The sequence below is a fragment of the Nostoc sp. ChiQUE02 genome, assembly GCF_034531305.2.
Classification (GTDB): domain Bacteria; phylum Cyanobacteriota; class Cyanobacteriia; order Cyanobacteriales; family Nostocaceae; genus Nostoc.
The window spans coordinates 134701-159963 of sequence record NZ_JAVRBN020000014.1 but is presented as its reverse complement, the minus strand read 5'-3'; the positions used below and the strand labels follow the sequence as shown (position 1 = coordinate 159963).

23 protein-coding genes are annotated in these 25263 nt (G+C 43.6%); 11 read left to right on the top strand and 12 right to left on the bottom strand.

Annotation, left to right across the window (positions count from 1 at the left end; genetic code table 11):
• The coding region (gene tnpA, locus RM347_RS16960) for an IS200/IS605 family transposase (RefSeq protein WP_428850568.1) at window positions 1–366 on the bottom strand (366 nt) is incomplete at its 3' end.
• Between the two features lie 81 nt (window positions 367–447).
• On the opposite strand from tnpA, the gene RM347_RS16955 reads away from it, so the two are divergent.
• Window positions 448–1863: an RNA-guided endonuclease InsQ/TnpB family protein gene (locus RM347_RS16955; RefSeq protein ID WP_322716211.1), complete on the top strand. Its 1416-nt coding sequence runs from the start codon at window positions 448–450 to the stop codon at window positions 1861–1863.
• A 44-nt stretch (window positions 1864–1907) separates the two neighbouring features.
• Here the strand turns inward: RM347_RS16955 and RM347_RS16950 are convergent, their stop codons facing one another.
• The 8 genes from RM347_RS16950 to RM347_RS16915 all read right to left on the bottom strand — a co-directional run bounded on the left by RM347_RS16950 (window position 1908) and on the right by RM347_RS16915 (window position 13890).
• Window positions 1908–2576 carry a response regulator transcription factor gene (locus RM347_RS16950; RefSeq protein WP_322716210.1) on the bottom strand — a complete coding sequence of 223 codons (669 nt, stop codon included), beginning with the start codon at window positions 2574–2576 and terminating at the stop codon, window positions 1908–1910.
• On the bottom strand, window positions 2554–4158 hold the full coding sequence (locus RM347_RS16945) for a sensor histidine kinase (RefSeq protein ID WP_322716209.1): 1605 nt from the start codon (window positions 4156–4158) through the stop codon (window positions 2554–2556). Before RM347_RS16945 ends, RM347_RS16950 begins: the two co-directional genes overlap by 23 nt.
• Before the next feature lie 388 nt (window positions 4159–4546).
• Window positions 4547–6604, bottom strand: a complete 2058-nt coding sequence (locus RM347_RS16940) for a serine/threonine-protein kinase (protein WP_322716208.1) — start codon at window positions 6602–6604, stop codon at window positions 4547–4549.
• 441 nt (window positions 6605–7045) lie between these two features.
• On the bottom strand, window positions 7046–8110 hold the full coding sequence (locus RM347_RS16935; RefSeq protein WP_322716207.1) for a serine/threonine-protein kinase: 1065 nt from the start codon (window positions 8108–8110) through the stop codon (window positions 7046–7048).
• A gap of 535 nt (window positions 8111–8645) precedes the next feature.
• On the bottom strand, window positions 8646–9206 hold the full coding sequence (locus RM347_RS16930) for a hypothetical protein (RefSeq protein WP_322716206.1): 561 nt from the start codon (window positions 9204–9206) through the stop codon (window positions 8646–8648).
• A 148-nt stretch (window positions 9207–9354) separates the two neighbouring features.
• Window positions 9355–10578, bottom strand: a complete 1224-nt coding sequence (locus RM347_RS16925; RefSeq protein WP_322716205.1) for a type II secretion system F family protein — start codon at window positions 10576–10578, stop codon at window positions 9355–9357.
• 75 nt (window positions 10579–10653) lie between these two features.
• Window positions 10654–11784 (bottom strand): type IV pilus twitching motility protein PilT, encoded by a 1131-nt coding sequence (locus RM347_RS16920; RefSeq protein WP_322716204.1) that lies wholly within the window; start codon window positions 11782–11784, stop codon window positions 10654–10656.
• A 99-nt stretch (window positions 11785–11883) separates the two neighbouring features.
• Complete coding sequence (locus tag RM347_RS16915; RefSeq protein ID WP_322716203.1) at window positions 11884–13890, bottom strand: GspE/PulE family protein; 2007 nt, start codon at window positions 13888–13890, stop codon at window positions 11884–11886.
• 1038 nt (window positions 13891–14928) lie between these two features.
• Between RM347_RS16915 and grpE the strand changes: the two genes are divergently transcribed.
• Both grpE and dnaK read left to right on the top strand, forming a co-directional pair.
• The gene (gene grpE / locus RM347_RS16910; protein WP_322716201.1) at window positions 14929–15678 is read left to right on the top strand and encodes a nucleotide exchange factor GrpE; all 750 of its coding nucleotides are present in this window, start codon (window positions 14929–14931) and stop codon (window positions 15676–15678) included.
• 223 nt (window positions 15679–15901) lie between these two features.
• Window positions 15902–17860: a molecular chaperone DnaK gene (gene dnaK / locus RM347_RS16905; RefSeq protein ID WP_322716200.1), complete on the top strand. Its 1959-nt coding sequence runs from the start codon at window positions 15902–15904 to the stop codon at window positions 17858–17860.
• A 254-nt stretch (window positions 17861–18114) separates the two neighbouring features.
• Here dnaK and RM347_RS16900 read toward each other — a convergent pair whose 3' ends face one another.
• Entirely contained in the window at window positions 18115–18393 is a 279-nt protein-coding gene (locus RM347_RS16900; RefSeq protein ID WP_322716199.1) for a hypothetical protein, read from the bottom strand.
• Window positions 18394–18556: 163 nt separating this feature from the next.
• Between RM347_RS16900 and dnaJ the strand changes: the two genes are divergently transcribed.
• The 8 genes from dnaJ (at window position 18557) to RM347_RS16860 (ending at window position 24178) form a co-directional block, all read left to right on the top strand.
• Entirely contained in the window at window positions 18557–19684 is a 1128-nt protein-coding gene (gene dnaJ / locus RM347_RS16895) for a molecular chaperone DnaJ (RefSeq protein ID WP_322716198.1), read from the top strand.
• Complete coding sequence (locus RM347_RS16890; RefSeq protein ID WP_322716197.1) at window positions 19684–19941, top strand: sulfurtransferase TusA family protein; 258 nt, start codon at window positions 19684–19686, stop codon at window positions 19939–19941. Before dnaJ ends, RM347_RS16890 begins: the two co-directional genes overlap by 1 nt.
• On the top strand, window positions 19938–21050 hold the full coding sequence (gene rsgA / locus RM347_RS16885; RefSeq protein WP_322716196.1) for a small ribosomal subunit biogenesis GTPase RsgA: 1113 nt from the start codon (window positions 19938–19940) through the stop codon (window positions 21048–21050). The genes RM347_RS16890 and rsgA overlap by 4 nt, the downstream gene beginning before the upstream one ends.
• A gap of 86 nt (window positions 21051–21136) precedes the next feature.
• Complete coding sequence (fosX, locus tag RM347_RS16880) at window positions 21137–21559, top strand: FosX/FosE/FosI family fosfomycin resistance hydrolase (protein WP_322716195.1); 423 nt, start codon at window positions 21137–21139, stop codon at window positions 21557–21559.
• Window positions 21560–21756: 197 nt separating this feature from the next.
• Entirely contained in the window at window positions 21757–21948 is a 192-nt protein-coding gene (locus RM347_RS16875; protein ID WP_322716194.1) for a hypothetical protein, read from the top strand.
• A 198-nt stretch (window positions 21949–22146) separates the two neighbouring features.
• Window positions 22147–23736, top strand: coding sequence for a glycoside hydrolase family 57 protein (locus RM347_RS16870; RefSeq protein ID WP_322716193.1), 1590 nt, complete (start codon window positions 22147–22149; stop codon window positions 23734–23736).
• Window positions 23737–23805: 69 nt separating this feature from the next.
• Window positions 23806–23913, top strand: a complete 108-nt coding sequence (locus RM347_RS16865) for a DUF6888 family protein (RefSeq protein WP_416211867.1) — start codon at window positions 23806–23808, stop codon at window positions 23911–23913.
• 67 nt (window positions 23914–23980) lie between these two features.
• Window positions 23981–24178 (top strand): DUF6887 family protein, encoded by a 198-nt coding sequence (locus RM347_RS16860; protein ID WP_322716192.1) that lies wholly within the window; start codon window positions 23981–23983, stop codon window positions 24176–24178.
• 83 nt (window positions 24179–24261) lie between these two features.
• On the opposite strand, the gene RM347_RS16855 is transcribed toward RM347_RS16860, so the two are convergent.
• A complete protein-coding gene (locus tag RM347_RS16855; protein ID WP_322716191.1) occupies window positions 24262–24948 on the bottom strand; it encodes a Uma2 family endonuclease in 687 nt (228 codons plus the stop codon).
• 80 nt (window positions 24949–25028) lie between these two features.
• The gene (locus RM347_RS16850; RefSeq protein WP_322716190.1) at window positions 25029–25184 is read right to left on the bottom strand and encodes a cupin domain-containing protein; all 156 of its coding nucleotides are present in this window, start codon (window positions 25182–25184) and stop codon (window positions 25029–25031) included.
• Between the last annotated feature and the right edge of the window lie 79 nt (window positions 25185–25263).

Genomic DNA, 25263 nt, shown 5'->3' with positions numbered 1-25263 from the left:
TGTAGAAATGTTGCCAGCAGTTGAAACAAAATAGCTTGGTGTCCATAGAGTTGGAAGTTTAAGCAATTCTGGAAACTCTTTTCTTAAGTGATGAGAAGCCCGTCCTTTAATCCTGTTCATGATTTGGGACGGGTTATCTGTTGGCTTCACATTTAAAAATAAGTGAACATGATCGGGCATGATTTCCATTGCAACAATTTTCCACCTGTTTTCATTGTAAACCTCACAGATAATTTCCTGTAGTCTTTCTGCTATTGCGTCTACTAGCACTTTCTTCCTGCGTTTGGGGATAAAGACAAAGTGATAGTTAAGAAGTGATATTGCATTCCCTTCGTGCCTATATTCGTCTGGAGAAAAACTTCCCATACTTCTGTAATTGCTAATTGTGTTTTGTATATATGTAATGTATATTCAAATAAGCTAATCAACAGCAGGAGGTGATTATATTTGCTAACCAACTATGTCTATAAGCTGCGTCCTAATGTTGCCCAAACAAACAAAATGGATGGATGGCTAGACATGCTTCGATCTACTTACAATTGGAGCTTGGCTGACAGAATAGCTCAATATAATCAGCAATTCATTCAGGGAGACTACTGTGATATCAGAACTAAATCTGAAGCCTGTCCACTGACTTGTTTTGTTAGCAAGAATGGCGCAAGTGGAGAACCTTGGAAAGAGGGCAAAGTTGATAAGGATGGTAAGATCAAAAACCCACGGCGCAGTGCTGGAGATATCCAAATAACAGCATTGCCAGAGTTAAAGAAAGCTAGACCTTGGTTTGGTGAAATTGACTCTACAGTGCTACAGCAAAACGTTAAACGTCTTGACACTGCTTACAAAAACTTTTTTGAGGGTAGAGGATTTCCGAAATTTAAAAATCGGAGTAATTTTACATCATTCACTTACCAGATGGGTGTAAAAATTCAAGGTAGTAAAGTTTACCTCCCTAAGCTGGGATGGATGAGATTCTTTAATTCCAGATCAATACCAGATGGGTTTAGTTTAAAAGCAGCTACCGTTAGGAAACGTCAAAATGGTTGGTATATTTCAATTAGGATAGAAGATAAACGCATTCCAGATTACGTATCAAAGCCATTAGACGAAGTTAAATCCGTCCTTGGTTGCGACTTGGGGATAACCAAACTTGTTCACTTGTCAGATAGGTATCAAATTGACAACCCACGTTTTGCAACCAACAAAAAAGTTAAACGCACTCTGAAAATTAGACAGAGGCGAGTTAGCAAAAAACTTAAAGGTAGTAAAAATCGTAGAAGAGCAGCTAGCGCGTTAGGACGTTTTCACAAAAAGATTACAGATAAACGAGTTGCTTACCAATGGGATATTGCGAACAAAATAGTATCTAGAAAGGTTGATGCTATTGCGCTAGAAGATTTAAACATCTCCGGGATGTTGAAACGTTGTAAGGTTAAAGTCGATGAAAATACTGGCAGGTTTCGGAAAAATGGACAATCGAGAAAGAAAGGTTTAAATCGTGCTATCTCTGATACAAGTTGGGGTGAATTAATTTTAAAGATTGAGTATCTAGCTGTGAAGCAAGGAAAAGTCGTAATTAAAATCAATCCTAAGTACTCTAGCCTTGAATGCAGAAATTGTGGGCACATTGATAAGTCCAGTCGTGATGGTGAAAAGTTCATCTGTACCGAATGCGGATATCATGAACACGCTGACATTGGTGCTGCAAAAACAATCAGAGATAGTTGTTTGGAAATAGTACGTGGGGACTCCACGAAACTAGCTGCTGGTCAGCAAAACGCCCAAAAGGTATCATCACGCTCTATGAGCAAACGTGGTGAGTTTGGGAACCTGTGCAAACAGGATATTAAGATTGTAAAGTCTTAAGAATCTCCTCGCCTTCAGGCAGGAGAGTGTCAACCAAAATGGTATTAGCTTCGCAAGCGATAACCCATCCCTCTAACGGTTTCAATGATGCTGCTGCCTAGTTTCTTGCGGAGATAACCGACATATACATCAACAATATTAGAACCTGGATTATAGTCATAGCCCCAAACGTAATCTAGCAGTTGTTCTCGACTAATAACTTGTCCGGGATGACGGCAAAACATTTCTGCCATTGTAAATTCACGAGCAGGTAATTCTACAAAGCGATCGCCAACTTTCACCTGTCGAGTTCGCAGATCAAGCACCACATTACCCGCTTGGAGGAGAAACTCTTGGGCATCTCTCACAGGTCTAGCAGTTCGCAAACGCAACTTTACCCGCGCCAGAAGTTCTTCAAATCGGAAGGGTTTGGTGACATAATCATCTGCGCCCCCTTCTAACCCAGCGACTTTATCCTGAATGTCACTCCGAGCTGAGAGGATAATTACAGGCAAATCTTCTCCTTGTCCTCGCAGTTCTTCCAGTACTTGAAATCCATCTTTTCCAGGTAATCCCAAATCCAAAATTAGTAAGTCAAAGGTTCCACTCTGTGCTAAATCCAGCACATGCAGCCCATCGGCAACAACTGCGGTTGTAAATCCTTGCGATCGCAATCCTTTCTCAATAAATGAGGCAATGCGGGGTTCATCTTCAGCGATGAGAATGTTGGGCATAAGCACTCATTTCTTGCGGGGGATCGAGGGGTAAAACGATGGTAAACATCGAACCTTTTCCTAGTTGACTGCGAAGCAATACCTGTCCACCATGCGCTTCGGCGATCGCCCGGACAATCGACAACCCTAATCCCGCACCCTCGGAACGACGACGACTCTTAGAAGTTCTAGCAAAACGTTCAAAAATCCGCTTTTGATCGACAAGGGGAATGCCCTCGCCTGTATCGCGTACCCAGAAACGCACCTTTCCTTTAGCGATCGCCGAACCTATGGAGATAGTATCGCTCTTTCCAGTATGCTGAGTCGCATTCTGCGCCAGATTCATCACAGCCTCAGTAATTCTCTGGCGGTCAACTATAATCTGACCCTTTGCCACTGCATTTATTTGCCAATCCCGCTCTGCCAGTGCTTGGGCTTTAATAAATAACTCTTGGGTTAAGTCTGCTACATTCACCGTCGCTAACTGCAAAAAGTCTAAGCGTTCTGCCTTTGCCAACAAAATCATGTCATCCACCAGACGGCTCATCCGGTCTAATTCTCCGATAACCAGCGCCAAGGTTTCCTGTTGCTCTTGAGGGTCATCTCCCATCAGTTCCAGATGTCCGCGAATGATGGTAATGGGAGTCCGCAATTCATGCCCAGCATCGTTGACAAATTCCCGCTGGGTGGCAAAAGCTGCCTCTAGTCTGTCCATCATTTCGTTGAATGTCGTTGCTAGTTCTGCCAGTTCTCCCTTACCTCGCGCAGGTAAACGCTGGGTTAAATCTGACTCACTAATTGCATGGGCAGTGGTGGTAATCGTCCGTAGAGGAGCTAGCACCCGTCCCGCCGCCAACCACGCCACGATGAACGACACCACAAACACTAAACTGGAAACCTCAATAATTACCGAAACTGCTTCTAGAGTTTCTGCCCGCTCACCATCTGTATTATGGGCGATAACGAAGACACCCTGCGTTTGTCCATTAATTTTAATCGGTTCCACCATGTAAAGGATCTTACTAAGATCGGGGTCGCAAAATTCTTTTTCTCCCTGTTCTGGTTTAGTTTGTTTTGCCCACCGTTGCATGAGTGGTGATTCCTTGGCAAGTCGTTTAGGACGCCCTCTGGGGCTAGATTTATAAAATTTACCATCAACAAACGTGATGAAGTAAGAGTCATCCTCTGGTAGTCGATATAACAAATAAGCTCTGAAAAGTTTGCTCAAATCTTCTTTGGAAGCGGGAGGAGCCATTTGTTTTTTGCCGGACAGCAACCATTTCAATTGCTCTGGCTTGATCGCTATGTCTTCTGGGTCATCCTCAGTGAGCGCATCATCTGGAGCAAAGGTTTCACCTTTAATTAACCCATTGAAAGCCACCATATCTTCTAACATATCTTGCCGAACCCGCTCATCAATGCGCTGGTAAAGCTTGTAGCGAAATGCGGGAATGGCAATGAGAAAGGTGATCCCCAAAATCAGCAAGTACCAGAGCAAAATCCGGGTGCGTGCTTCTCCAAATACTTGCTGCCAGCCTGAAAACAGCTTCAGTATTTTAATCCCAGACCTGCGATCGCGGCGATGGCTGGTGATGCTGCTCATTTTTCCCCCTCCTCACTTGAGACAGTTTATCGCAATTGGGGATCAGGGATTGGGGAACTCGGGGCCCCCTCTGGGGATAAGGGGCAATGGGGACTGGTTTGAGATTCAAAGGTGAATGAATGAATATTTGAGGTGGATGAACGAGTATCTAGAGCGACGAATCATTTGACCAAAACGCCAGATTATTTGTCAGCAATCCAAATCCTTGTGCATCGCCTGTTCAAGTAATTTCTACAGATCCATATTAGAAACCTTAAAAATCAGATTCCTCTACAGGAAAGCTTACAAGTATGAAGAATTGAACTTATGATTTGTCACTACGGTAAAATAATGTGTCGTTCTACATGGATGAAGGAGATTCTAACTCTCCCTCATCCCCAATCCCCACTTACTCAGACAACCGCCAAATCTTAATAGTATTGTCCTCACTAGCGCTGACAAGGGTTTTGTTATCAGGACTGAAGGTAAGGGATGTCACGGTATTAGTGTGCCCCGCCAATGTGAGAATTTCTTCTCCTGTAACCGGATTCCAGAGTTTGATGGTGCGATCGCGGCTACCACTAGCAAGAATTTTACCATCAGCACTGAAGGCTACGGTTGTGACAGTGTTGGCATGTCCCACCAATGTGCGAATTTCTTTTCCGGTGGCTAGATTCCAAAGTTTGATGGTGCGTAGGCGTAGCCCGTCGTAGACATCGCGGCTAGCACTAGCTAAAGTTTTACCATCTGGGCTAATAGCCACGGTTGTTACTGTTTGAGAATTTCCTTCTAGTGTGCGGATTGGGTATCCCTTTGTAAGATTCCAGATTTTGATAGTCTTGTCAAAGCTACCGCTGGCAAGGATCACAGCATCCTGGCTCATAGCCACTGACCGCACCCAGAATGTATGCCCTACTAGTGTCCGAATTTGCTCTCCTGTTGCTAAATCCCAGATTTTGATGGTGTTATCATCACTGCCACTAACCAGAGTCTGGCTATCAGCGCTGATGGCTAGGGCATGAACTGAGTCAGAATGCCCTGTAAGAGTGCGAATTTGTTTTCCTGTTGCCAGATTCCAGATTTTGATGGTGTTGTCATCACTACCACTCACCAGAATTTTGCCATCGGGGCTAATCACCACAGCATTAACCTGCCGAGAATAGGCGTTGAGTGAAGAGATTTGTTTTCCGGTTGCTAGATTCCAAAGTGTAATTTTGCGATCGTCGCCACTGCTGGCAATGGTTTTGCCATCGGGGCTGATGGCAACGGATAAAACCGAATTTTCATGTCCTTGGAGGGTATTAGCTAAGGAAACCTTACCCAAAGTAATATTTGCCGATTCACCTAAAAGCGCCCCATCTTTGCCAGAACTATTATGCTGACTCAACCTAGAAACCAAAGTAGTCTGAATCCGGCGAAAATGTTTATACCAAGATTCCTGGAATCCGAACAACAGAATAAAAGCACTTACCAAGATTAAAATTCTCAGTAAGGGATAACTTTTTGGTAAATATGGGGCTTGAGTTGCGGGTATTTTGCCAGATGACTTCCCTGCTGGAGGCAGCGCGAGGAGTTGTTTTGGAATCAAGTCTCTGAGGACTTCATCAGCTGACTGGTAACGTTCTTGGATGTCTTTTTTCAAAAGCTTGTCGATGACAAAATCCAACTCAGGATTTAATGGACTCCGTAAATATTCCCGCCAATTACTCACCCAGGCGTAGCCAGATTCCATCCACAACTGAAAGGGGGAATTTCCCGTTACCAGATGAAAGCAGGTAGCTCCCAAACCGAACAAGTCACTGGCGGGAAAAGCTTTACCATCTCGAATCTGTTCCAGGGGAGAATAACCATGTGAACCAATGGATGTGCCAGATTTCTGCTGAACTTTGGCGGTGAATTGCTTTGAGGATCCAAAATCAATCAGACTTAATCGCCCATCACTTTTATGGCGGATAATATTTTCTGGCTTGATATCGCGATGAATGATTTTGCGATCGTGGATAAATTTCAGGATAGGCAGTAAATCTAGCAAAATAGCTTGAATTTCCCTAGAATTATACGCCTTACGCTGTTGCAATTCCTTTAATAAATTCTCCCCATTGATATACTGCTGCACCAAATATAGACAGCCGTCTTGCTCAAAGTAAGCTAGCAAAGTCGGAATTTGGGGATGTTCCCCAAGGTCTTGTAGTCGCTGTGCTTCTTCAGCAAACAACTCCATCGCCTTTTTTTGCGACCAAGTTCCTTGGAATTTTGGAGCTAATTGCTTGATAACACAGCGTTCATTGAGTTTATCTACATCTTCTGATAGATAGGTTCTGCCAAATCCCCCCTCATCTGAAAGGACTCGGATGACACGGAAGCGATTTCTTAAAAGTGACACCAGTGGGGTGCTACAACTTTGGCAAAACTTCTTTCCATTGGGATTCAGGGGATTTGGGCAATCGGGATTTAAGCAGCAGATCATGATCTGACAAGCGCGACTGCATGACAACTTAGGCTAAGTTTGCCCCGAACATTTCCCTTAATAAAATTGACTCTCGCTTACTTGTGGTAGAAAACCCTGTTCTGGGGATTGGGGAATTACTTATATAGTTAGCGTTTGTAAATAGTAGTCAGTCTTCCTCATATTATGTGGAAAACTACGAGAGCCATAGGATTAATTATTCTATCGATTATATAATAATCTGAATAAAAATTTTTTCTGAACTGTTAAACCTAGTATTTTTGCTTGTATATTCGCAAGCGCTAACTTACTAAGTATTCAAGATAAACCCTGATTAATTAATCATCACTTACTATCAAATATAGTTAAAATCCATACTAAATTTGTTTTAGCTATTTTAAATTGCCTCTGATTAATTATTCATTTGATACTTTAGGTAAAAAAGGCTTCAACTTAACTGTACTAACTTGTTTCCTTGAGCCTTGCTCTCCATTTCCGAATAGCACTAGCAGTTCTGGCTACAGGTGGCACGTATACATCATAATTTTCATGTTGTGTAATATCGTATTGTGTAATACTTTTATTATTTAATTTTTGGGTAGTTAGACAGTTAGCCAAAGTAGGCAAATAGCTTTCATAACTTAAGGCTTTCATCACTTCATCGGCAGTCTTAAACCGATCGTCTAAGGTAATTTTCAGCATTTTCCCTAAAGTATGGGCAAAACTATTGCTGATATTTATCTGTTTTTCCCAGCATATTTCACCAGTATTCGGGTCATACTCAAATTCTAAAGGACTTTTAGCAGTTAACATATAAATACAAGTTATACCCAGTGCATAAATATCACTGGCATAAACTGGACGCAGAGAAAACTGTTCTGGTGGTGCAAATCCCCTAGTCCCGATAAAGTTCGTGTTTGCAGCTTGATTGATTGAGTTTTCACAAACATCAACTAATTGCTCTTTCACCGCACCAAAATCAATCAGCACTACCCGCCCGTCATAATCACACCGCAATAAATTTTGGGGCTTAATATCGCGATGAATCACATGATGTTTATGAAGATACTGTAATACAGGTAATAATTCCTGTAAAAACCGTTTAACTGAGGCTTCACTTTTGGGCCCAGTTTGCCGTACTTCTTGTGCCAAAGTCAAACCCGGCACATATTCTTGAATCAAAAAAAACTCCCCATTTGTTTGAAAGTAGTCTAAGAGCATGGGAATTTGCGAATGACTACCGAGTTTACCCAAAGTTCTTGCTTCTTTTTCAAAGCGTGTACATGCCTTTTGCCAACTTTGGGGATTAGTCACTTTTGGAGAAAGTTGTTTAATGACACACAAGGGATTCCCAGGTAATACGGCATTTTTAGCTAAAAACGTGATGCCAAAACCACCTCGACCCAAAATTTGCAGTATTTCATAGCGATCGCGAAAGAGCCTTTTGGAACCACACATTTGACCCAACTGAGTTTGTTGTGAAATGCTCTCTTGAGAATTCGTTACTTTCTGAGAAAAGCGATTCATTAGTATAAAATATCTGCTCTGAAATGTCTCTAATTCTACGACAGTTATTTGTTGGCAACAGTAAGATTACTGGAACTTTGCCAAATCCTCATTACTTTCCTATTAAAATTTCAAAAAGTAAAAATAAATTTTTGTAGAACTAGCCCTTTCAAGATGTTGTGTGATGGGCTAACTTGTAGTTTAGTTAAGAGAGGTAAAAATCTGTTGGGTAACAGAAATGCAACACCAGCAGGGGTTTAATTTTTTGTCAAGTAACCGTAATGGTTCGGAAGCTTTTAAAGAAAGCGCTGTGCCCCCAAATCTTGGATGAACTATTTTTGTTCGTAGTGCAAAAACTCAATACACTTGCGAGTTATTATTATTCTCCACAGTCGTCAATAAGATTCGCCTAGTCGTCTGTCTGCGTCGTCTATCCATCAGTATATGCAGCCCACCAAGCATACTAGGCGATAAATATAGCGTTTCTTATTCGCTGGGGTGTAGTGTTTTTTGAAGTTCGGGTTTAGAAGACACAACATTTAATTCCTAACTTTTTCTAAGCTGGTGGAATTTCTGGAGAGAAAATGTCTGTGAAATTCTCCTCAAGCAGCGAATCTGGTGTTTGCATAATAAATGGGAGTTCGGCTCCTACGAGACCTCTTTGGATGCGTTCTAAAGTCTCACTAAAAACGACAAACAAAGGATATATGGTATTGGCTCCCTCACTCAAAATATGACTGTGGCGCAGAGGCATCAACCACTCATAATCATTGTCCAGGAAAACTTGGGTTTGTCGCCAACGTCCTAACAAATCAGAAAAGTCTTCGTGAGCACGATGAATAAAGACTAAAATTTCTGCTCCAGTTTTGATTTTCCACTCAGGATCGCACATCAAAATTGCCACATCACAGGGTAAGCAAATCGTTTGTGGGGTTGTTGTAGCAGTGTTGCGAAGACGGACAATTGGCAAGGGTATAGTGATGACACTTTCATCTGGACGGCGTAGACTGGGAATCATTTCCAAGTATGGCCGATATTGTTTTAGTAAGGCGATCGCAGCTAGATGATTGCTGTACTCTGCCAAACTCGCTTCGTAGTGAGATTTTTGCACAGTCATAGTTTATTAAATTAGTTAAGAGTAAAGCTGGAGACTCCGAAAGCTCCGGTTAGGAGTGAGGAGTTAAGAATAAAATTAATTAGTTAGGAATTAAAAGTTATGTAAAAAAGTTTTAACTCCTAACTTATAACTCTTAACTATTAATCCTCTATCCCAGCTTTTCAAATACCTTAAACATAGGCAAATACATTGCTAGCAAAATGGTTCCAACCATCCCCCCTAGAACCACAATCATAACTGGTTCCAAAATACTGGTCATTGCTTTGACTGCTTGCTCAACTTCATCTTCATAGAAATCGGCAACTTTCATCAACATTGCATCTAATTCTCCAGTTTCTTCTCCGATACTAATCATCTGAATTGCCATAGCCGGAAAAACGCTATCTTTTTGTAAAGCAATGCTAATCATACCTCCTTGTTGAATCTCCATCCGGGCTGCATCTATGGCATTGGCAATTACTTGGTTTCCTGATGTATCTCGGACAATTTCTAAGCAAGTTAAAATTGGTACCCCTGAACGAGTTAAAGAACCAAAAGTCCGGCTAAAGCGGGCAACCGAAGATTTTTGAATTAAGTCACCAAACAACGGCATCTTCAGGGAAAGACGATCAATTGTTATGCGACCAACAGGAGTTTTACCGTATTGTGTAAAGGCAATTTTAAGTCCTACAATAACAGCGATAAGCACAAAAACCTTCGGACTTCTCAAGAATTGGCTAGCATCCATCAAGAATTGCGTTAGAGGTGGTAATTCAGTTCCGATTTCTGTAAAAATCTTCGCAAAAACGGGAATGAGAAAAATGGTCATGCCGAGAAAGATAGAAACTGCTATAAAACCTACAACCGTTGGATAAGATAATGCTGATTTAATTTGGTTTTGTAGGCGAGCAACATCTTCTAACAACTTAGCTAAACGATTCAATACTTCGTCTAGAACACCACCAACTTCGCCAGCTTGAATCATACTCACATATAATCCATCGAAACAGTCAGGATGTTTCCGCATTGACTCTGAAAGATTCATTCCGCTTTGAACATCACTGCTAATGTCCACAAGAGCTTGTTTCAATTTAGGATTACTACACTGTTCGGAAAGTACCCCTAAACTTCTAACGATCGCAACTCCCGCATTCATCAAAACGGCAAATTGACGCGAAAAAACGGCTTTGTCTTTCACAGAAACCTTAACTAAGGAAGTCTGGAATTTTTTTAAGTCAAAATTTGTCTGAAATCCTTGAAATTGTTTGAGTTCTTGAACTACAAAACCTTGATCTCTGAGATTAGTACGAGCTTGTACCAAGGATTCGGCAACAATTTTTTCTGTTCGGGATTTTCCTTGAGAATCCCGCACACGAGCAACGTAGGTTGGCATAAATCAATTAAAAATTCAAAATTCAAAATTCAAAATAGTCAAGGGTTTTTCATCCCTCTCATCTTTCTAGTTACTTTAATGCGCTTTGACAGCCGCACCAGGTTTCGCACCTGCGGCAGCTGCTTGCGGTGTAGAATTACCGATGAGACGTTGAATTTCATCAGGTTTAGAAGTCTTAGACATCGCCGCTTCAAAGGAAATCGTTCCTGCTTTGTAAAAATCGGCTAAAACCTTCTCTAGAGTTTGCATTCCCAATTTGCCGCCAGTTTGAATAGCTGAGTAAATTTGAGATGTTTTGCCCTCTCGAATCAAGTTGGAAATAGCAGGAGTGACAATCAGAATTTCTTGAGCCATCACCCGACCATACTCACCAGGTTTAGGGTTTTTCTTGGACACCAAGGTTTGGCTAAATACCCCTACTAACGAGTTAGACAATTGCACCCGCACTTGGGTTTGTCTTTCATGGGGGAAAACGTCGATAATCCGGTCAACAGTTTGGGCGGCGGAACTGGTGTGTAGCGTACCAAATACCAAGTGTCCTGTTTCCGCTGCGGAAATCGCCAAAGAAATCGTTTCCAAATCGCGCATTTCCCCCACCAGAATAATATCTGGGTCTTCCCGCAAAGCTGCTTTCAAGGCATTAGCAAAGCTCTTGGTATCTTCACCTAGTTGCCGTTGGTGAACCAAGCTTTTAATTGGTTCGTAGACAAATTCAATTGGGTCTTCCACCGTTAAAATATGCTCTGCCTTGGTGCGGTTAATCAAGTCAATCATTGCCGCTAGGGTAGTTGTCTTCCCGGAACCTGTAGGGCCTGTTACTAGAATCAATCCCCTGGGCTTATCGCACATTTCCCGCACTATATCTGGCAGACCTAATTTTTCAAAGTTAGGAATTTTAGAACTTAATGCCCGTAAGCAAGCAGCATAAGCACCACGTTCTTTATAGACATTGACCCGGAAGCGAGCCAAACCTTTAACACCATAAGAACAATCCAACTCCCAGGTTTGCTCTAAAGTTTTACGCTGGGTGTTGTTGAGCATACTAAAAATGAGCCTTTGACATTCATCGGCTGTCAATACATGCTCACCTATGGGGGTGAGTTTGCCACTGATGCGGAAGTAGGGAGGCAAACCTGCGGATAAATGCAAATCCGAGCCACCCATTTCAATCAACTGCTCCATCAAGTCTTCAATCATCATTTCCATAGTTCTGCTTCCTTTTAATGTTTGTTATTTGTCCTTTGTCAGTTGTCATTTGTTTAAAGTTACTAACCATTGACAATGACCAATGACTAATGCCTAGTCTTAAAACCGAGATGTCATACAGTAGGGACAATCCAGCCATTCTTGTTTCAATGTGGCCTCGCAAGTCCGGCAGGTAAGACCAGTCTTGCGTTTGGCTTTTAACTCGGCTTCCAAACCAGTATCAGTAAACGTCACTCGTTCTACTTCTTCTAGGGTGGTGGAACCTTGGCGCACTAAGTCCAAACTATAAGCCAGCAAGGTTTTCATGCCCTCTTCTATTGCCACTTCCTTGATGCGTTCCGTGGGTGCATCTTCGTTGATGAGAGTTTGCAGGTTTTCGGTGACTCGCATGACTTCATAAACACCACAACGCCCTTTGTAGCCGACCCCATTACATTTTGAGCAAAGCTGATTTTTGGTTTTGGCTTCTGCGATCGCATCTAATGTCAAGGTGTTAGCCTTATAGAAAGTAACTCCGACATCTGAGGAAGCTGATAGACCATAACGAGCCAGTTCCTCGGTTGTGGGAGTGTAAGGAACACGACATTCAGAACATACACGCCGTACCAAACGTTGAGCTAAAACGCCAATTAGGGAACTAGAAACCATGAAAGGCTCAATTCCCATTTCTCCCAAACGAGCGATCGCACCTGGGGCATCATTGGTATGTAAGGTAGTTAATACCAAGTGACCAGTCAAGGCAGCCTCAATTGCTGTTTTTGCCGTTTCCTTATCTCGCGTTTCACCCACCAGCAGCACATCTGGATCTTGCCGCAAGAAAGCCCGCAGAGCGGTAGCAAAATCTAACCCTTTTTCCCGAATTACCTGTACTTGAGTAATCCCTGGAAGACTGTACTCAATTGGGTCTTCCACAGTACTGATATTAATTCCGGGATCATTCTTTTCTGAAAGTGCAGAATACAGCGAGGTTGTTTTCCCAGAACCAGTTGGCCCAGTCACCAAAATTAGACCAAAGGGACGGCTAACCATATCCTGGACAATATGTAAAGTCTCTGGATCGGTAATTAACTTATCTAATCCCAGTTGGGTGGAGGAGTTATCCAAAATCCGCAGCACCACTTTTTCCCCGTAGCGGCTGGGTAAAGTATTCACCCGAAAGTCCACCTTACGTCCCTCAAACATTCGTCGGATACGTCCATCTTGGGGTAAACGGCGTTCAGCAATGTCTAGATTGGAGATGATTTTAAATCGGGCTGTCACCGCCGGGATGATTTTTTTCGGTAGGGGATCGAAAGCTTCACGCAGTACGCCATCCTTCCGAAAGCGAATGCGTAAGTTTTCTTCTTGCGGTTCGATATGAATATCAGACACGCCCTCATGCAAAGCTTTAGCCAGGATTCTGTTAACTAGGTTGATGACTGGGGCATCCTCTGCACCCTTCATCGCAGCCCCTAGATCAGCCTCCATTTCTTCAGGAGCATCCGAAATATCGAGATTTCCGAGGTTTTCTAAATCCTGATTAATATCTGTAAACTTTTCTTGTTCCAGGTGCTTTTGCTTAACAGCCATTTCATCCAGGTATTGGTTGATTAGCTGCTGGTAATCTTCCTGTGTAATCACCATGCGCTGCAATGCCAAGCCTTGAGGGCGCAAGATGCGATTCAGGTCATCGGAAGCCTCTAAATTATCTGGAGCAACCATCGCCACTAAAACTGAGGGCGGCGTTTGGTCTTCGTGTTTCGATAGTGGTACTAAACGATGGCGACGACAAATATCCACTGGGATGAGGGTTTCAATTAGGTTCCCCATCATCGTGCTGCCAAAGGAATTGACTTCCGGATCAAGGAATTCAACACCGTATAGTATTTTAAGTTCAAATAGCTGTTGTTTTTTGTATTGCCTGAGCAACTCAGGTGATAGTTGTTGCCCAGTGATTGACTCTAGTACTTCCGTTAAGGGTCTGCCAGATTTACGGCTTTCAATTAGTGCCTGCCTCATCTGTTCGGTATTGACATAGCCAGATTGCACTAGCTTGTTGCCGAAGGGCGAAAACTCTGTTCTGGTAGTTAGAGCGGTACTGCGCCGTTGTGGTGACGAGTAAGTCATAAATGAGCAATTGATTTGGGGAAACCTCTGCTTAAAGTATTCCCAGGCTATGAGACAGAATTCTCATTTCCCAAAAAAGTCCTAAGTCACTGGACTTCTGAGCAGTAGTTTACGTTGCTTAGAGTTCTTGCTAAGGGATTCTAAGAAATAAATTATCAAGAAAGGCAGAGGGCAGGAGGCAGGAGGCAGAAGGGAATGCTGCAACAGTCCTCTGGCTGTGACCGTACCCCTACAGGGAAGCAAGCTACGCGCAGCGTCTCCAAGAGTTGGGAACAAGGGTCTAAAACCCCGCCGTCTACACGGCGCTTACAATTGGGCGGGGTCTGAATCCCCGACGAAAAAGTTCCTTCTGCCTTCTGCCCTCTGCCTCCTGCCTTCTTCAACCATCTGGTGGGGTGGGCATCCTGCCTACGCTGAATATAGGACGGGTGGGGAAACCCATCCCACAAGAAAATTTGGGCGTTGCAGAACAGTGGGATGAATTGAGGCAAGCAGGGGAGGCAGGGGGGAATTTTAGAAGTTGCCAAATCATCCTGCAAATATGCAACGCCAAAATTTGGGATGTTTTTTATTTAGAAGTCTCTAAGTGCCGAATGAAAAAGAAGTAGTAGTCGAGAAAATAGAAACTCTTGACTGGCTTAATCAACAAACTTCAGTCATAGGGTACAACCCAGACATCAAAACATCTGACTCAGCATTCAATACCTAACACTTCCGAAGGAATAACAATATTTGATAAATGGTTAAATTTTAAGTAGTAATTCATTAAAAAACCGACTCATGAAGAAGATGAGGGGCGAATCACATTCAGTGCCACTCTTCCAAATTACTTGCTCATAGAGGTACATTATTCATTCGGGTTCCCGCCTTAGTGGCGTCTGGGCTAACGTGTTCACCATTTGTCACAATAAGAGGACGGTTACATCACTTCCAGGAACTTGTCGGCAATAAAATCAGCCTCAGTTGCAAGTTGTGGATGACGACGGTTGCAAGCTGTGGAGATACACTGCCATAAATAGGATCTGGAAAGAGTAGACAATGATCGATGAAAATAAACAGATAAACAACACAAGCCAGCAATTGGGTGAACCAACAGAGGTAAAGCAAGCAATGAAGAGTGACTCCCCAGCCCAAATTAATTTCAATGAATCTGGTAGCGAGGTTACAGAGCAAGTGGCAGATCAAACCAATGTATCGGGGGATACGGCTACTCTCAATCCAGAAAACAGCGTCGCTGCAACTGAGAAAACTGAAGTAGAAAGGGCAGCTTTGGCAGAACTGACTCAACAAATCGAGTCCCTCAAAACGCAACTAGAAGAGCGTAGTACTCAATATATGCGGATTGCCGCTGATTTTGAGAATTACCGGAAACGCACCAGCAAAGAAAAAGAAGAGCTAGAGACACAAATAAAGCGGAACACCATTCTGGAATTGTTGCCAGTGGTCGATAATTTTGAGCGGGCGCGATCGCACCTCAAACCTCAATCTGATGGCGAAATGACCATGCACAAAAGTTACCAAGGCGTTTACAAACAATTAGTAGATAGCCTGAAGCGCTTGGGTGTATCACCAATGCGTCCTGAAGGTCAAGAATTTGATCCTAACCTGCACGAAGCAGTAATGCGGGAACCTACGGATGAACATCCTGAAGGAACAGTGTTAGAAGAGTTAGTGCGCGGATATTACTTGGGCGATCGCGTGCTACGCCATGCAATGGTCAAAGTAGCTGCTCCCAAGGAAGATAGCCCTGCGGCACCAGAAGATCAGTCGAGTTCAGCCAACAGTTAAGCTGTAATCGCTCGCCTCACTGACCTAAAGTGCCTGGGTTCTAGCAAGGACGAGCATCGCGTAAAACAAGGACAAGGCTTTGGATAACTCTCTGTGTTTCAACTTCTGGCGTTGCTACCAGCACACAGGTTCCACAGACGTTATCCGCTAGCCTTGGTTCATAGCAAAAAAGTTATACCGCGATATATTACAGCAGAAAGAGTCAGTAAAAATACTGGTAAGTATGGGAAAAGTTATTGGGATCGACTTAGGCACTACTAACAGTTGCGTCGCAGTTTTGGAGGGCGGTCAACCACTGGTGATCTCCAATTCTGAAGGTGGACGAACTACTCCAAGTATTGTGGGATTTGGGAAGAGTGGCGATCGCTTGGTTGGTCAATTGGCAAAGCGCCAAGCCGTAACCAATGCCGAAAACACAATTTACAGTATTAAACGATTCATCGGACGGCGTTGGGAAGACACTGACATAGAACGCGATCGCGTCCCCTACAACTGTGTTAAAGGTCGAGACGATACTGTTGATGTTCAAATTCGCTCAAAAAACTACACGCCACAAGAACTATCGGCCATGATCCTGCAAAAGCTCAAGCAGGATGCGGAAAACTTCTTGGGTGAGGAGGTCACTCAGGCAGTGATCACCGTACCAGCATATTTCACAGATGCTCAAAGACAAGCAACTAAAGATGCTGGCACGATTGCTGGACTAGAAGTCCTGCGAATCATCAACGAACCAACAGCTGCGGCTTTAGCTTTCGGATTGGAAAAGCAAGACCAAGAGCAGCTAATTTTAGTATTCGACTTAGGAGGCGGTACCTTCGACGTATCGATCCTGCAACTTGGGGATGGCGTTTTTGAAGTTAAAGCGACTTGTGGTAACAACCACTTGGGTGGAGACGACTTTGATAATGCGATCGTGCTTTGGATGATGGAACGTTTCCAGCAACAAGAGAAAATCGACCTTTCCCAAGATAAGATGGCACTGCAACGCCTGCGGGAAGCAGCAGAAAAGGCAAAAATTGAACTCTCCAGCATGGTGAATACCTCCATCAACTTGCCGTTTATCACGGCTGATGATACCGGGCCAAAGCATCTGGAGATGGAACTCAGCCGCTCTAAATTTGAAGAACTCGCAGGGAAATTAATTGAAGCGACCATCGAACCAATGATCCAAGCGCTCAAAGATGCGGATCTCAAACCACAAGCCATAGATCGGATTATTTTGGTAGGTGGTTCTACCCGTATTCCCGCAGTCCAAAACGCGCTGATTAAGTTTTTCAACGGCAAAGCTCCCGATCGCTCTATCAACCCTGACGAAGCCGTAGCATTGGGAGCGGCTATCCAAGCAGGTGTGTTGGGTGGCGAAGTCGATAATCTCTTACTATTGGATGTCACCCCTCTGTCCTTAGGACTTGAAACCTTGGGTGAAGTGTTTACCAAAATCATTGAACGCAACACCACAATTCCTACTAGTAAGTCACAAATTTTTTCCACAGCAGTTGATGGGCAAACCTCGGTGGAAATTCACATCCTCCAAGGTGAACGGGCAATGTCACGAGATAACAAGAGTCTCGGCAAGTTTCTGCTAGCAGGAATTCCCCCATCTCCTCGTGGTGTGCCTCAAATTGAAGTATCCTTTGAAATCGATGTCAACGGCATCCTGAAGGTTTCTGCCCAAGACAAAGGTACAGGTAGAGAACAGAGTATTCGGATTACCAATACAGGTGGCTTGAGTACTAACGAAGTCGAACGGATGCGCCAAGAAGCCGAACTGTTTTCCGAAGAAGATAGAAGACGTAAAGAACTGGTTGAACTCAAAAACCAAGCAGAGAATCTGTTGTTCAGTTACGAATCCACCATCAAGGATAATAGCAACTTTATCGGCGACCAGATGAAAACCTTGGCCAGTGAAAAAGTTTCACAACTCCAAGCTGCAATGATTGACTCCAGCATCTCCACTGTGGAATTTAAGCAGCGCTTAGACGACTTCCAACAAACCCTGTTTGCAATTGGTGCCGATGTCTACAATCGAGCTAACAGCCAAAGTGATGAGATTGAAGAGGCTTCAGCTAGTATTTTTACCCCAGAAGTAGACTCACCAATGAATGGCACACTAATACCACAATTCAACTTTGATTTTGACGAAGAAAGTACTGCACAGGCTGATTATGAGGCGATAGATTAGGGGTTGGGCATTGGGAAGAGGCAGAGGGGAAAGAACTAAAGAGGTAATTTTTTATTCTCCCCCTTGCCCCCTCTCCTCCAATCCCCACTCCGTGGGGCCCCGAGTCCCCTTGCTCCTCTGCTTCTTCCCTGCTCCTCTAAGTTGCAAATTTTTCTTGAGACACTTTAATATATCTAAATATATTGATTATAAATTTAGCGAAGTTTCACAAGACCCCAGCGGTTTGCTAGATTGTAGAAGCAAATTACTTTGGGCTAGGCGGTGTGCCAGTTCAGATGCACTTCCATTGCATAAGGGTGGTTTTCCACACCTAATGGTGCGGCTAGCCCCTCTGGTTGATGGGCGGGGTTTTCCTCTGCTACGTAGCACAATTGTAAAAGAGACAGCCGACTCGGCAGTGAGAAGTCTGAGCAAAGGCTTCCCCTGCTCTTAACTTCTATAGCTTTTGTCGTCTCCCACGAGGAAAGCACCTGTTGCTCAAGATTTGTCGGTGATTTTTGTAAATGGTAAAGGGTAAAATCAGTTATTAACAAAAATTAATTTTATCTTCTGCCTGGACTCCGGCAAGCCGCCCTCTAAACGGATACTGTAGTGCTCTTGCATATCTGTAAGCAAAACACTTTTCCGTAGGGTAGCAAATGACCGTGATCTTCTACTGCCTTCTGCTTTCTTCCTTCTAACTTTTACCTTTGCTATATGGCCCGCGACTATTATGAAATCCTGGGTGTCTCTCGTGACACCGACAAAGAAGAAATCAAACAAGCCTATCGCCGTTTAGCCCGGAAGTATCACCCAGATGTGAACAAAGAACCGGGGGCGGAGGATCGCTTTAAAGAAATTAACCGCGCTTATGAAGTACTCTCGGAACCAGAAACCCGCGCTCGTTACGATCGCTTTGGGCCAGAGGGTGTATCAGGTGCTGGCGCGGGCTTTCAAGATGTCGGCGATATGGGTGGTTTTGCCGATATCTTTGAAAGCATTTTTAGTGGCTTTGCTGGCGGTATGGGTAATCCCACGCAACAAAGACGGCGCAGTGGGCCTGCAAGAGGTGATGACCTGCGGCTAGACCTGAAGTTAGACTTTCGGGAAGCGGTATTTGGCGGTGAAAAAGAAATTCGCATTTCGCATCTAGAAAATTGCGAAGTCTGTAGTGGTTCTGGTGCTAAACCAGGAACCCGCCCTCGGACTTGTTCGACTTGTAGCGGATCGGGTCAAGTCCGCCGTGTAACTAGAACACCCTTTGGCAGTTTCACCCAAGTCTCGACTTGTCCCACCTGTAATGGGACAGGGATGGTAATTGAAGATAAGTGTGATGCCTGTGATGGTAAGGGCGCAAATCAAGTCACAAAGAAACTCAAAATTACCATTCCAGCTGGGGTGGATAATGGCACACGCTTGCGGATTTCTAGTGAAGGAGATGCTGGTCAACGTGGTGGACCTCCAGGGGATTTGTACGTTTACCTGTTCGTGAATGAGGACGAGGAATTCCAACGGGATGGCATTAATATTCTCTCCGAAATCAAAGTTAGCTATCTGCAAGCGATTTTAGGTTGTCGGTTAGAGGTAGATACGGTAGATGGGCCGGTGGAACTGATTCTTCCAGCTGGAACCCAGCCCAATACAGTGATGAAGTTGGAAAATCGTGGCGTACCCCGCTTGGGTAATCCCGTAAGTCGTGGGGATCATATGCTGACAGTATTAATTGATATTCCCAATAAAGTAACCCCAGAGGAGAGGGAACTGTTGGAGAAGCTGGCTAAAATTAAGGGAGATCGCACTGGTAAAGGCGGTCTAGAAGGATTCTTGGGAAATTTATTTAAGTAATGAAGCCCTCTTCTGTTTTAACTCCCGATGCTCAACTTGATTTACGCGGCACCCCTTGCCCTATTAATTTCGTGCGGACAAAATTACGTCTGGAGAAAATGCCATTGGGAGGTTTGCTAGAAGTCTGGCTAGACCCAGGTGAGCCGATTGAGCAGGTTCCTGATAGTCTGACAATGGCAGGTTATCAGGTAGAACAAATCACAGACTGCACTAGTTATTTTTCTCTGTTAGTGCGCCGTCCACAAGCTGGCCAATGACAGGGGAAAATTTTGTCGTAACTGGACAGTTATTGGGTACGGTGCTAGCTGTACAGGCTAATTTTTACCGAGTACAGCTGGATCAACAGGATGGGGAGATGAGGGAGATAAGGGAGATGAAGGGGCAAAATCCTCCTCATCTTCCTTATCCCCCTCTCCTACTTTGTACCCGGAGAACACGTCTGAAAAAAATCGGGCAACAGGTGATGGTAGGCGATCGCGTTGTGGTAGAAGAGCCAGATTGGGCTGGAGGACGGGGTGCGATCGCTGATGTCTTACCCCGTCAAAGCGAATTAGATCGTCCAGCGATCGCCAATGTCAACCAAATTCTATTGGTATTTGCCGTTGCCGATCCACCTTTAGAACCTTACCAACTGAGTCGGTTTCTGATTAAGGCTGAGTCTACTGGCTTGGATGTGCTTTTATGCTTGAATAAAAGTGATTTAATTTCATCGCAAGAACAGCAACAAGTTAGCGATCGCCTACTCGGTTGGGGCTATCAGCCGATATTTATCAGCGTCAAAGATGGTATAAATACTGAACAAGCAGCCAGATATTTGAGTAATAAAATTACCGTAATTGCTGGACCTTCTGGCGTGGGTAAATCCAGCCTGATTAATACGCTAATTGACTCTCTTCACCTGCGAGTGGGGGAAGTTTCTGGCAAACTGGCTCGTGGTCGTCATACCACTCGCCATATAGAATTATTTGAGTTACCAAGTGGTGGTTTGCTGGCAGACACTCCGGGCTTTAATCAGCCTGACATGGATTGTAACCCAGAAGAATTAATCCATTATTTCCCAGAAGCAAGAGAGCGGTTAGCAGTTGCTAGCTGTCGGTTTAGTGATTGTCTGCATCGAGATGAGCCTGAGTGTGCGGTGCGGGGAGATTGGGAACGATATGAACATTATTTAGAATTTTTGTCCGATGCGATCGCTCATCAAACTCAGCTGCACCAACAAGCCGATCCTGAATCTACGATGAAGTTAAAAAGCAAAGGCAAAGGGCAGAGCCAATACGAACCCAAGCTAGAAAGTAAAAAATATCGCCGGATTTCCCGTAAGACTCAGTTACAGGACTTGCAGGAGTTATACCGAGATGAGGAATAAGGAGTGCGATGTCTTGTCGCCTTGGAAATAAAATGACTTGCAAGAGTGTTCGGTAACCGAGGTCTAACTCAAACTAAGAAGGAAGAATGATTCAAGGAATTAGTCATATCACATTTATCGTCAAAGACTTGGAGAAGATGACGAAATTCCTTGTATCCATATTTGATGCTGAGGAGATTTATTCTAGTGGTGAGCAAACTTTCTCGATCTCAAAAGAAAAATTCTTCCTGATAAACGGCTTATGGATTGCCATCATGCAAGGGGATTCTTTACCAGAGAAAACTTATAACCATCTGGCTTTAAAAATAACCGAAGAAGACTACGAACTTTATGCTGCTAGAGTTAGGAGTCTTGAGTTAGATGTGAAGGAAGGTCGAAGTCGTGTAGATGGAGAAGGGCGTTCCTTATATTTTTACGACTACGACAATCATTTATTTGAGTTACATACAGGAACTCTAAATCAACGCTTACAAAGGTATCTGAGAAACAATGGGACTTACAAAAAATAAAATATCCCCTAAAAGACAATGATTATCATTTTTATATGAATGCTGTCTTTTGTTTTTTTGAGTAATTTATTCTCTGGAAGTCCCTTACTTCTGGTTTGACCCAAATAACCTAGAATTACAAGGGTTTCACATCGTTGATGGGTAATACCAAGAACTTGCTCCCACTGAGTCAGGTTGGTTGTGGAGTCTAGCAGTTAATGCTGTATTTGGGAGTTAAAGTGGGAAAATTGCGCTTTTTTGCCCCAGATGGGCATCGACTAATGTTGCCAGAAGAAGAAGCAAACCAACAGTTGCAGCAAGCGAACCAACATCTGAAAAATTGGCAAAACGCTGACGAGCCACAGGAATTGAACCTGAGTAAATATTTAAAGTACAGCATCATACAATAAACAAATAGACAGGTTTTACAGAGATTTAAAACTAGTTAACAACAAGATGCGGTGGGAGCACAACAATGTTGTCCCCTACAAAGACTGTATTTAACTCAATTGAAAACTATTCTTACGATCCCCATAAAGTCTTAAAATATTGTTAATTTCAGCCAAACCTCTCGACCTTCAACTTACAAGTATCACCCCAAAATCACTATGGCTATCGGCTACGTCGCGCTTGTACTCCACGCACATCTGCCCTTCGTTCGTCACCCGGAAAGTGACTACGTGCTGGAGGAAGAATGGCTCTATGAAGCCATCACAGAAACCTACATCCCCTTATTGAAAGTATTTGAAGGCTTAAAGCGAGACGGTATCGACTTTAAAATCACGATGAGTATGACACCACCTCTAGTGTCGATGCTTCGCGATCCTCTGCTTCAAGAACGCTATGACGCACACTTAACCCAACTAGAAGAACTTATACAACTAGAAGCAGAACATAATGTCAATAACGGACATCTTCGTTATTTAGCCGAACATTACGCTACTGAGTTTAGCGAAGCGCGTCAGCTGTGGGAACGCTACAGCGGTGACTTGGTGACAGCTTTTAAGCAGTTCCAAGACAGTAACAACCTGGAAATCATCACCTGCGGCGCTACTCACGGCTATTTACCGTTGATGAAAATGTATCCAGAAGCGGTCTGGGCGCAAATTCAGGTAGCTTGCGAACATTACGAGCAAACCTTTGGAAAAGCACCTAGAGGCATTTGGTTGCCGGAATGCGCCTACTATGAAGGTTTAGATCGGATGCTAGCCGATGCTGGGCTACGCTACTTTCTCACTGATGGGCATGGCATTCTTTACGCCCGTCCGCGTCCGCGCTTTGGCACTTATGCCCCAATTTATACAGAAACTGGTGTTGCTGTCTTTGGTCGAGATCATGAATCTTCCCAACAGGTATGGTCTTCTGAGGTGGGCTATCCTGGGGCGGCGGAATATCGAGAATTTTACAAAGATTTGGGCTGGGAAGCAGAATATGAGTATATTAAACCCTACATAATGCCCAATGGTCAAAGGAAAAATACTGGTATTAAGTATCACAAAATTACTGGACGTGGCTTAGGACTATCAGATAAGGCACTCTACGATCCTTATTGGGCTAAGGAAAAGGCAGCAGAACACGCTGCTAACTTTATGTATAACCGAGAGCAGCAATCTGAGCATCTCTATGGTATAATGCAGCGTCCACCAATTATCGTTTCGCCTTATGACGCAGAGTTATTTGGACATTGGTGGTATGAAGGGCCCTGGTTCATCGATTACCTATTCCGCAAGTCATGGTATGACCAAAAAACATATCAAATGACCCATTTAGCAGACTATTTGCGGGATCAACCAACTCAGCAAGTCTGTCGTCCTTCGCAGTCGAGTTGGGGTTTCAAGGGTTTTCATGAGTATTGGTTAAATGAAACAAATGCGTGGATTTATCCGCATTTGCACAAAGCTGCTGAACGGATGATTGAAATCTCGCACCTAGAACCAGAGGATGAGTTGGGGTGGAAAGCGCTTAACCAAGCGGCGCGGGAACTGCTATTAGCACAATCTTCTGACTGGGCATTTATTATGCGGACGGGAACAATGGTACCCTATGCAGTTAGACGGACGCGATCGCACCTGATGCGTTTCAATAAGCTCTACGAAGACGTTAAAATCGGCAAAGTTGACAGTGGTTGGTTGGAAAAAGTCGAGTTAATGGATAATATCTTCCCCGAAATCAACTATCGCGTCTATCGCCCGCTATAGTCTCACAAAAAATAATCAACAGCAGTAGGGTGGGCATTGCTCACCCTATATTAGTAGTGAGGAGCGTTTATTTTACCAACAACAGAGCAAGCCTTAGCCTGTGTAAGGGTTTGTCAAATGCTGTCAAATCTTTACAAAGACATCCGTTTATTTCGCTTTGACGACAAAATCGGATAAATTTACATTTTATCTGCGGATGAACTGCAAATTATTATTTATCGCAATGGCGAATGGGAGTTTGTCAATGAACCCGAATTATGAGCAGATGAGTTTTACAGAGTTGAGAGCTTATGTTGTAGAAAACCATGAAGATATTGAAGCTCTACGTTTTTTAATGAGCAAACGCGATCCTAATTCTCCAAAGTATCCCATGCCTGTGACAGAAGCTGATATGCAAGCCCAGATGGAAATCATCAGGCGCAAGATTAATGGAGAACTTTGAGATTATTGTATAGCTTCAGTAAGCATAATTAAGGTGGGTAAATCATACTTACCCTATTATTTTATTAACACTGCCGGATTTAACTAAAGGCTATCTGGATCAATATTTAATTCTCGGAGTTTAGCAGCTAATCTTTGCGCTTTCTCTTCTGCGGCTTGTCGTGCAGCTGCTTCCTCTTCATGAGTTAACAGTATTTGACCTGTAGCTGGATTGTAAAAACGTAGTTTTCCTGCTTCCAGGCGTAACTCTAGCCCCAAAACTTCACTGGGTATAGATACTGTACCATCTGGCAGGGTATTGGCTGCCACTGGGAAATAATTCCCATCGACCAAGTGTAAACCCTGGAGTTGGGGATTGAGATAATCGCCTGTAGGATCGTATTGGAAATATTCACGCACTCCCAGAAAGGCGTAAATTCCTTTCTTTGCACCTTGATCTTTGCTACGGGTGGTTTTTGAGGTGATCTCTAGAACAAAATCTGGGGTTTGATTATTTTCTTCCCAGGTTTTGTAAGAGCGTCTGTCACAGTTTTCCACTCCAAACACCACAAATACATCTGGAGCGACAACTGATTCTGGATAACCTTTTTCGTAATAAATAAATAGATTACCAGCGACGTATACATCTGGGTGATTTTGAAAATAAATTTCCAGCACAGTGCTAGCGTATACGAGACACTTGCGCTGTAAATCACCTTCAGCCATTGGCTTACCATCCTCATCTGGGTACTCAATCGGGGTAACGGGGATATACTCTACTGAGGCTGTCATGGTCGGTACCTCAACTCAACTAGGGCTAGATTCAATACTATCGCTCAAAATCCTGTCGCTATGGCTGGGAGGTTGTGAAATCACAGAAATTCTAAATTAGATTCTCCTTCATTGAGTATCTGATAAGGAACATTAGGCGGAACTTCTACACCTTCGTGTTGAGAAAGCACTTGGCAGGAACCATCGATTTCTAAGGTTGCCTTTCCAGATAAGATAAAGAAAAACTGGTGCGACACCGAATAGTCGGTCGTAGAGATCGCTGGTGATAATGTCTTACCTCAAAAGTTCCTAGTGGCATAAGTTCGTGAATTATAC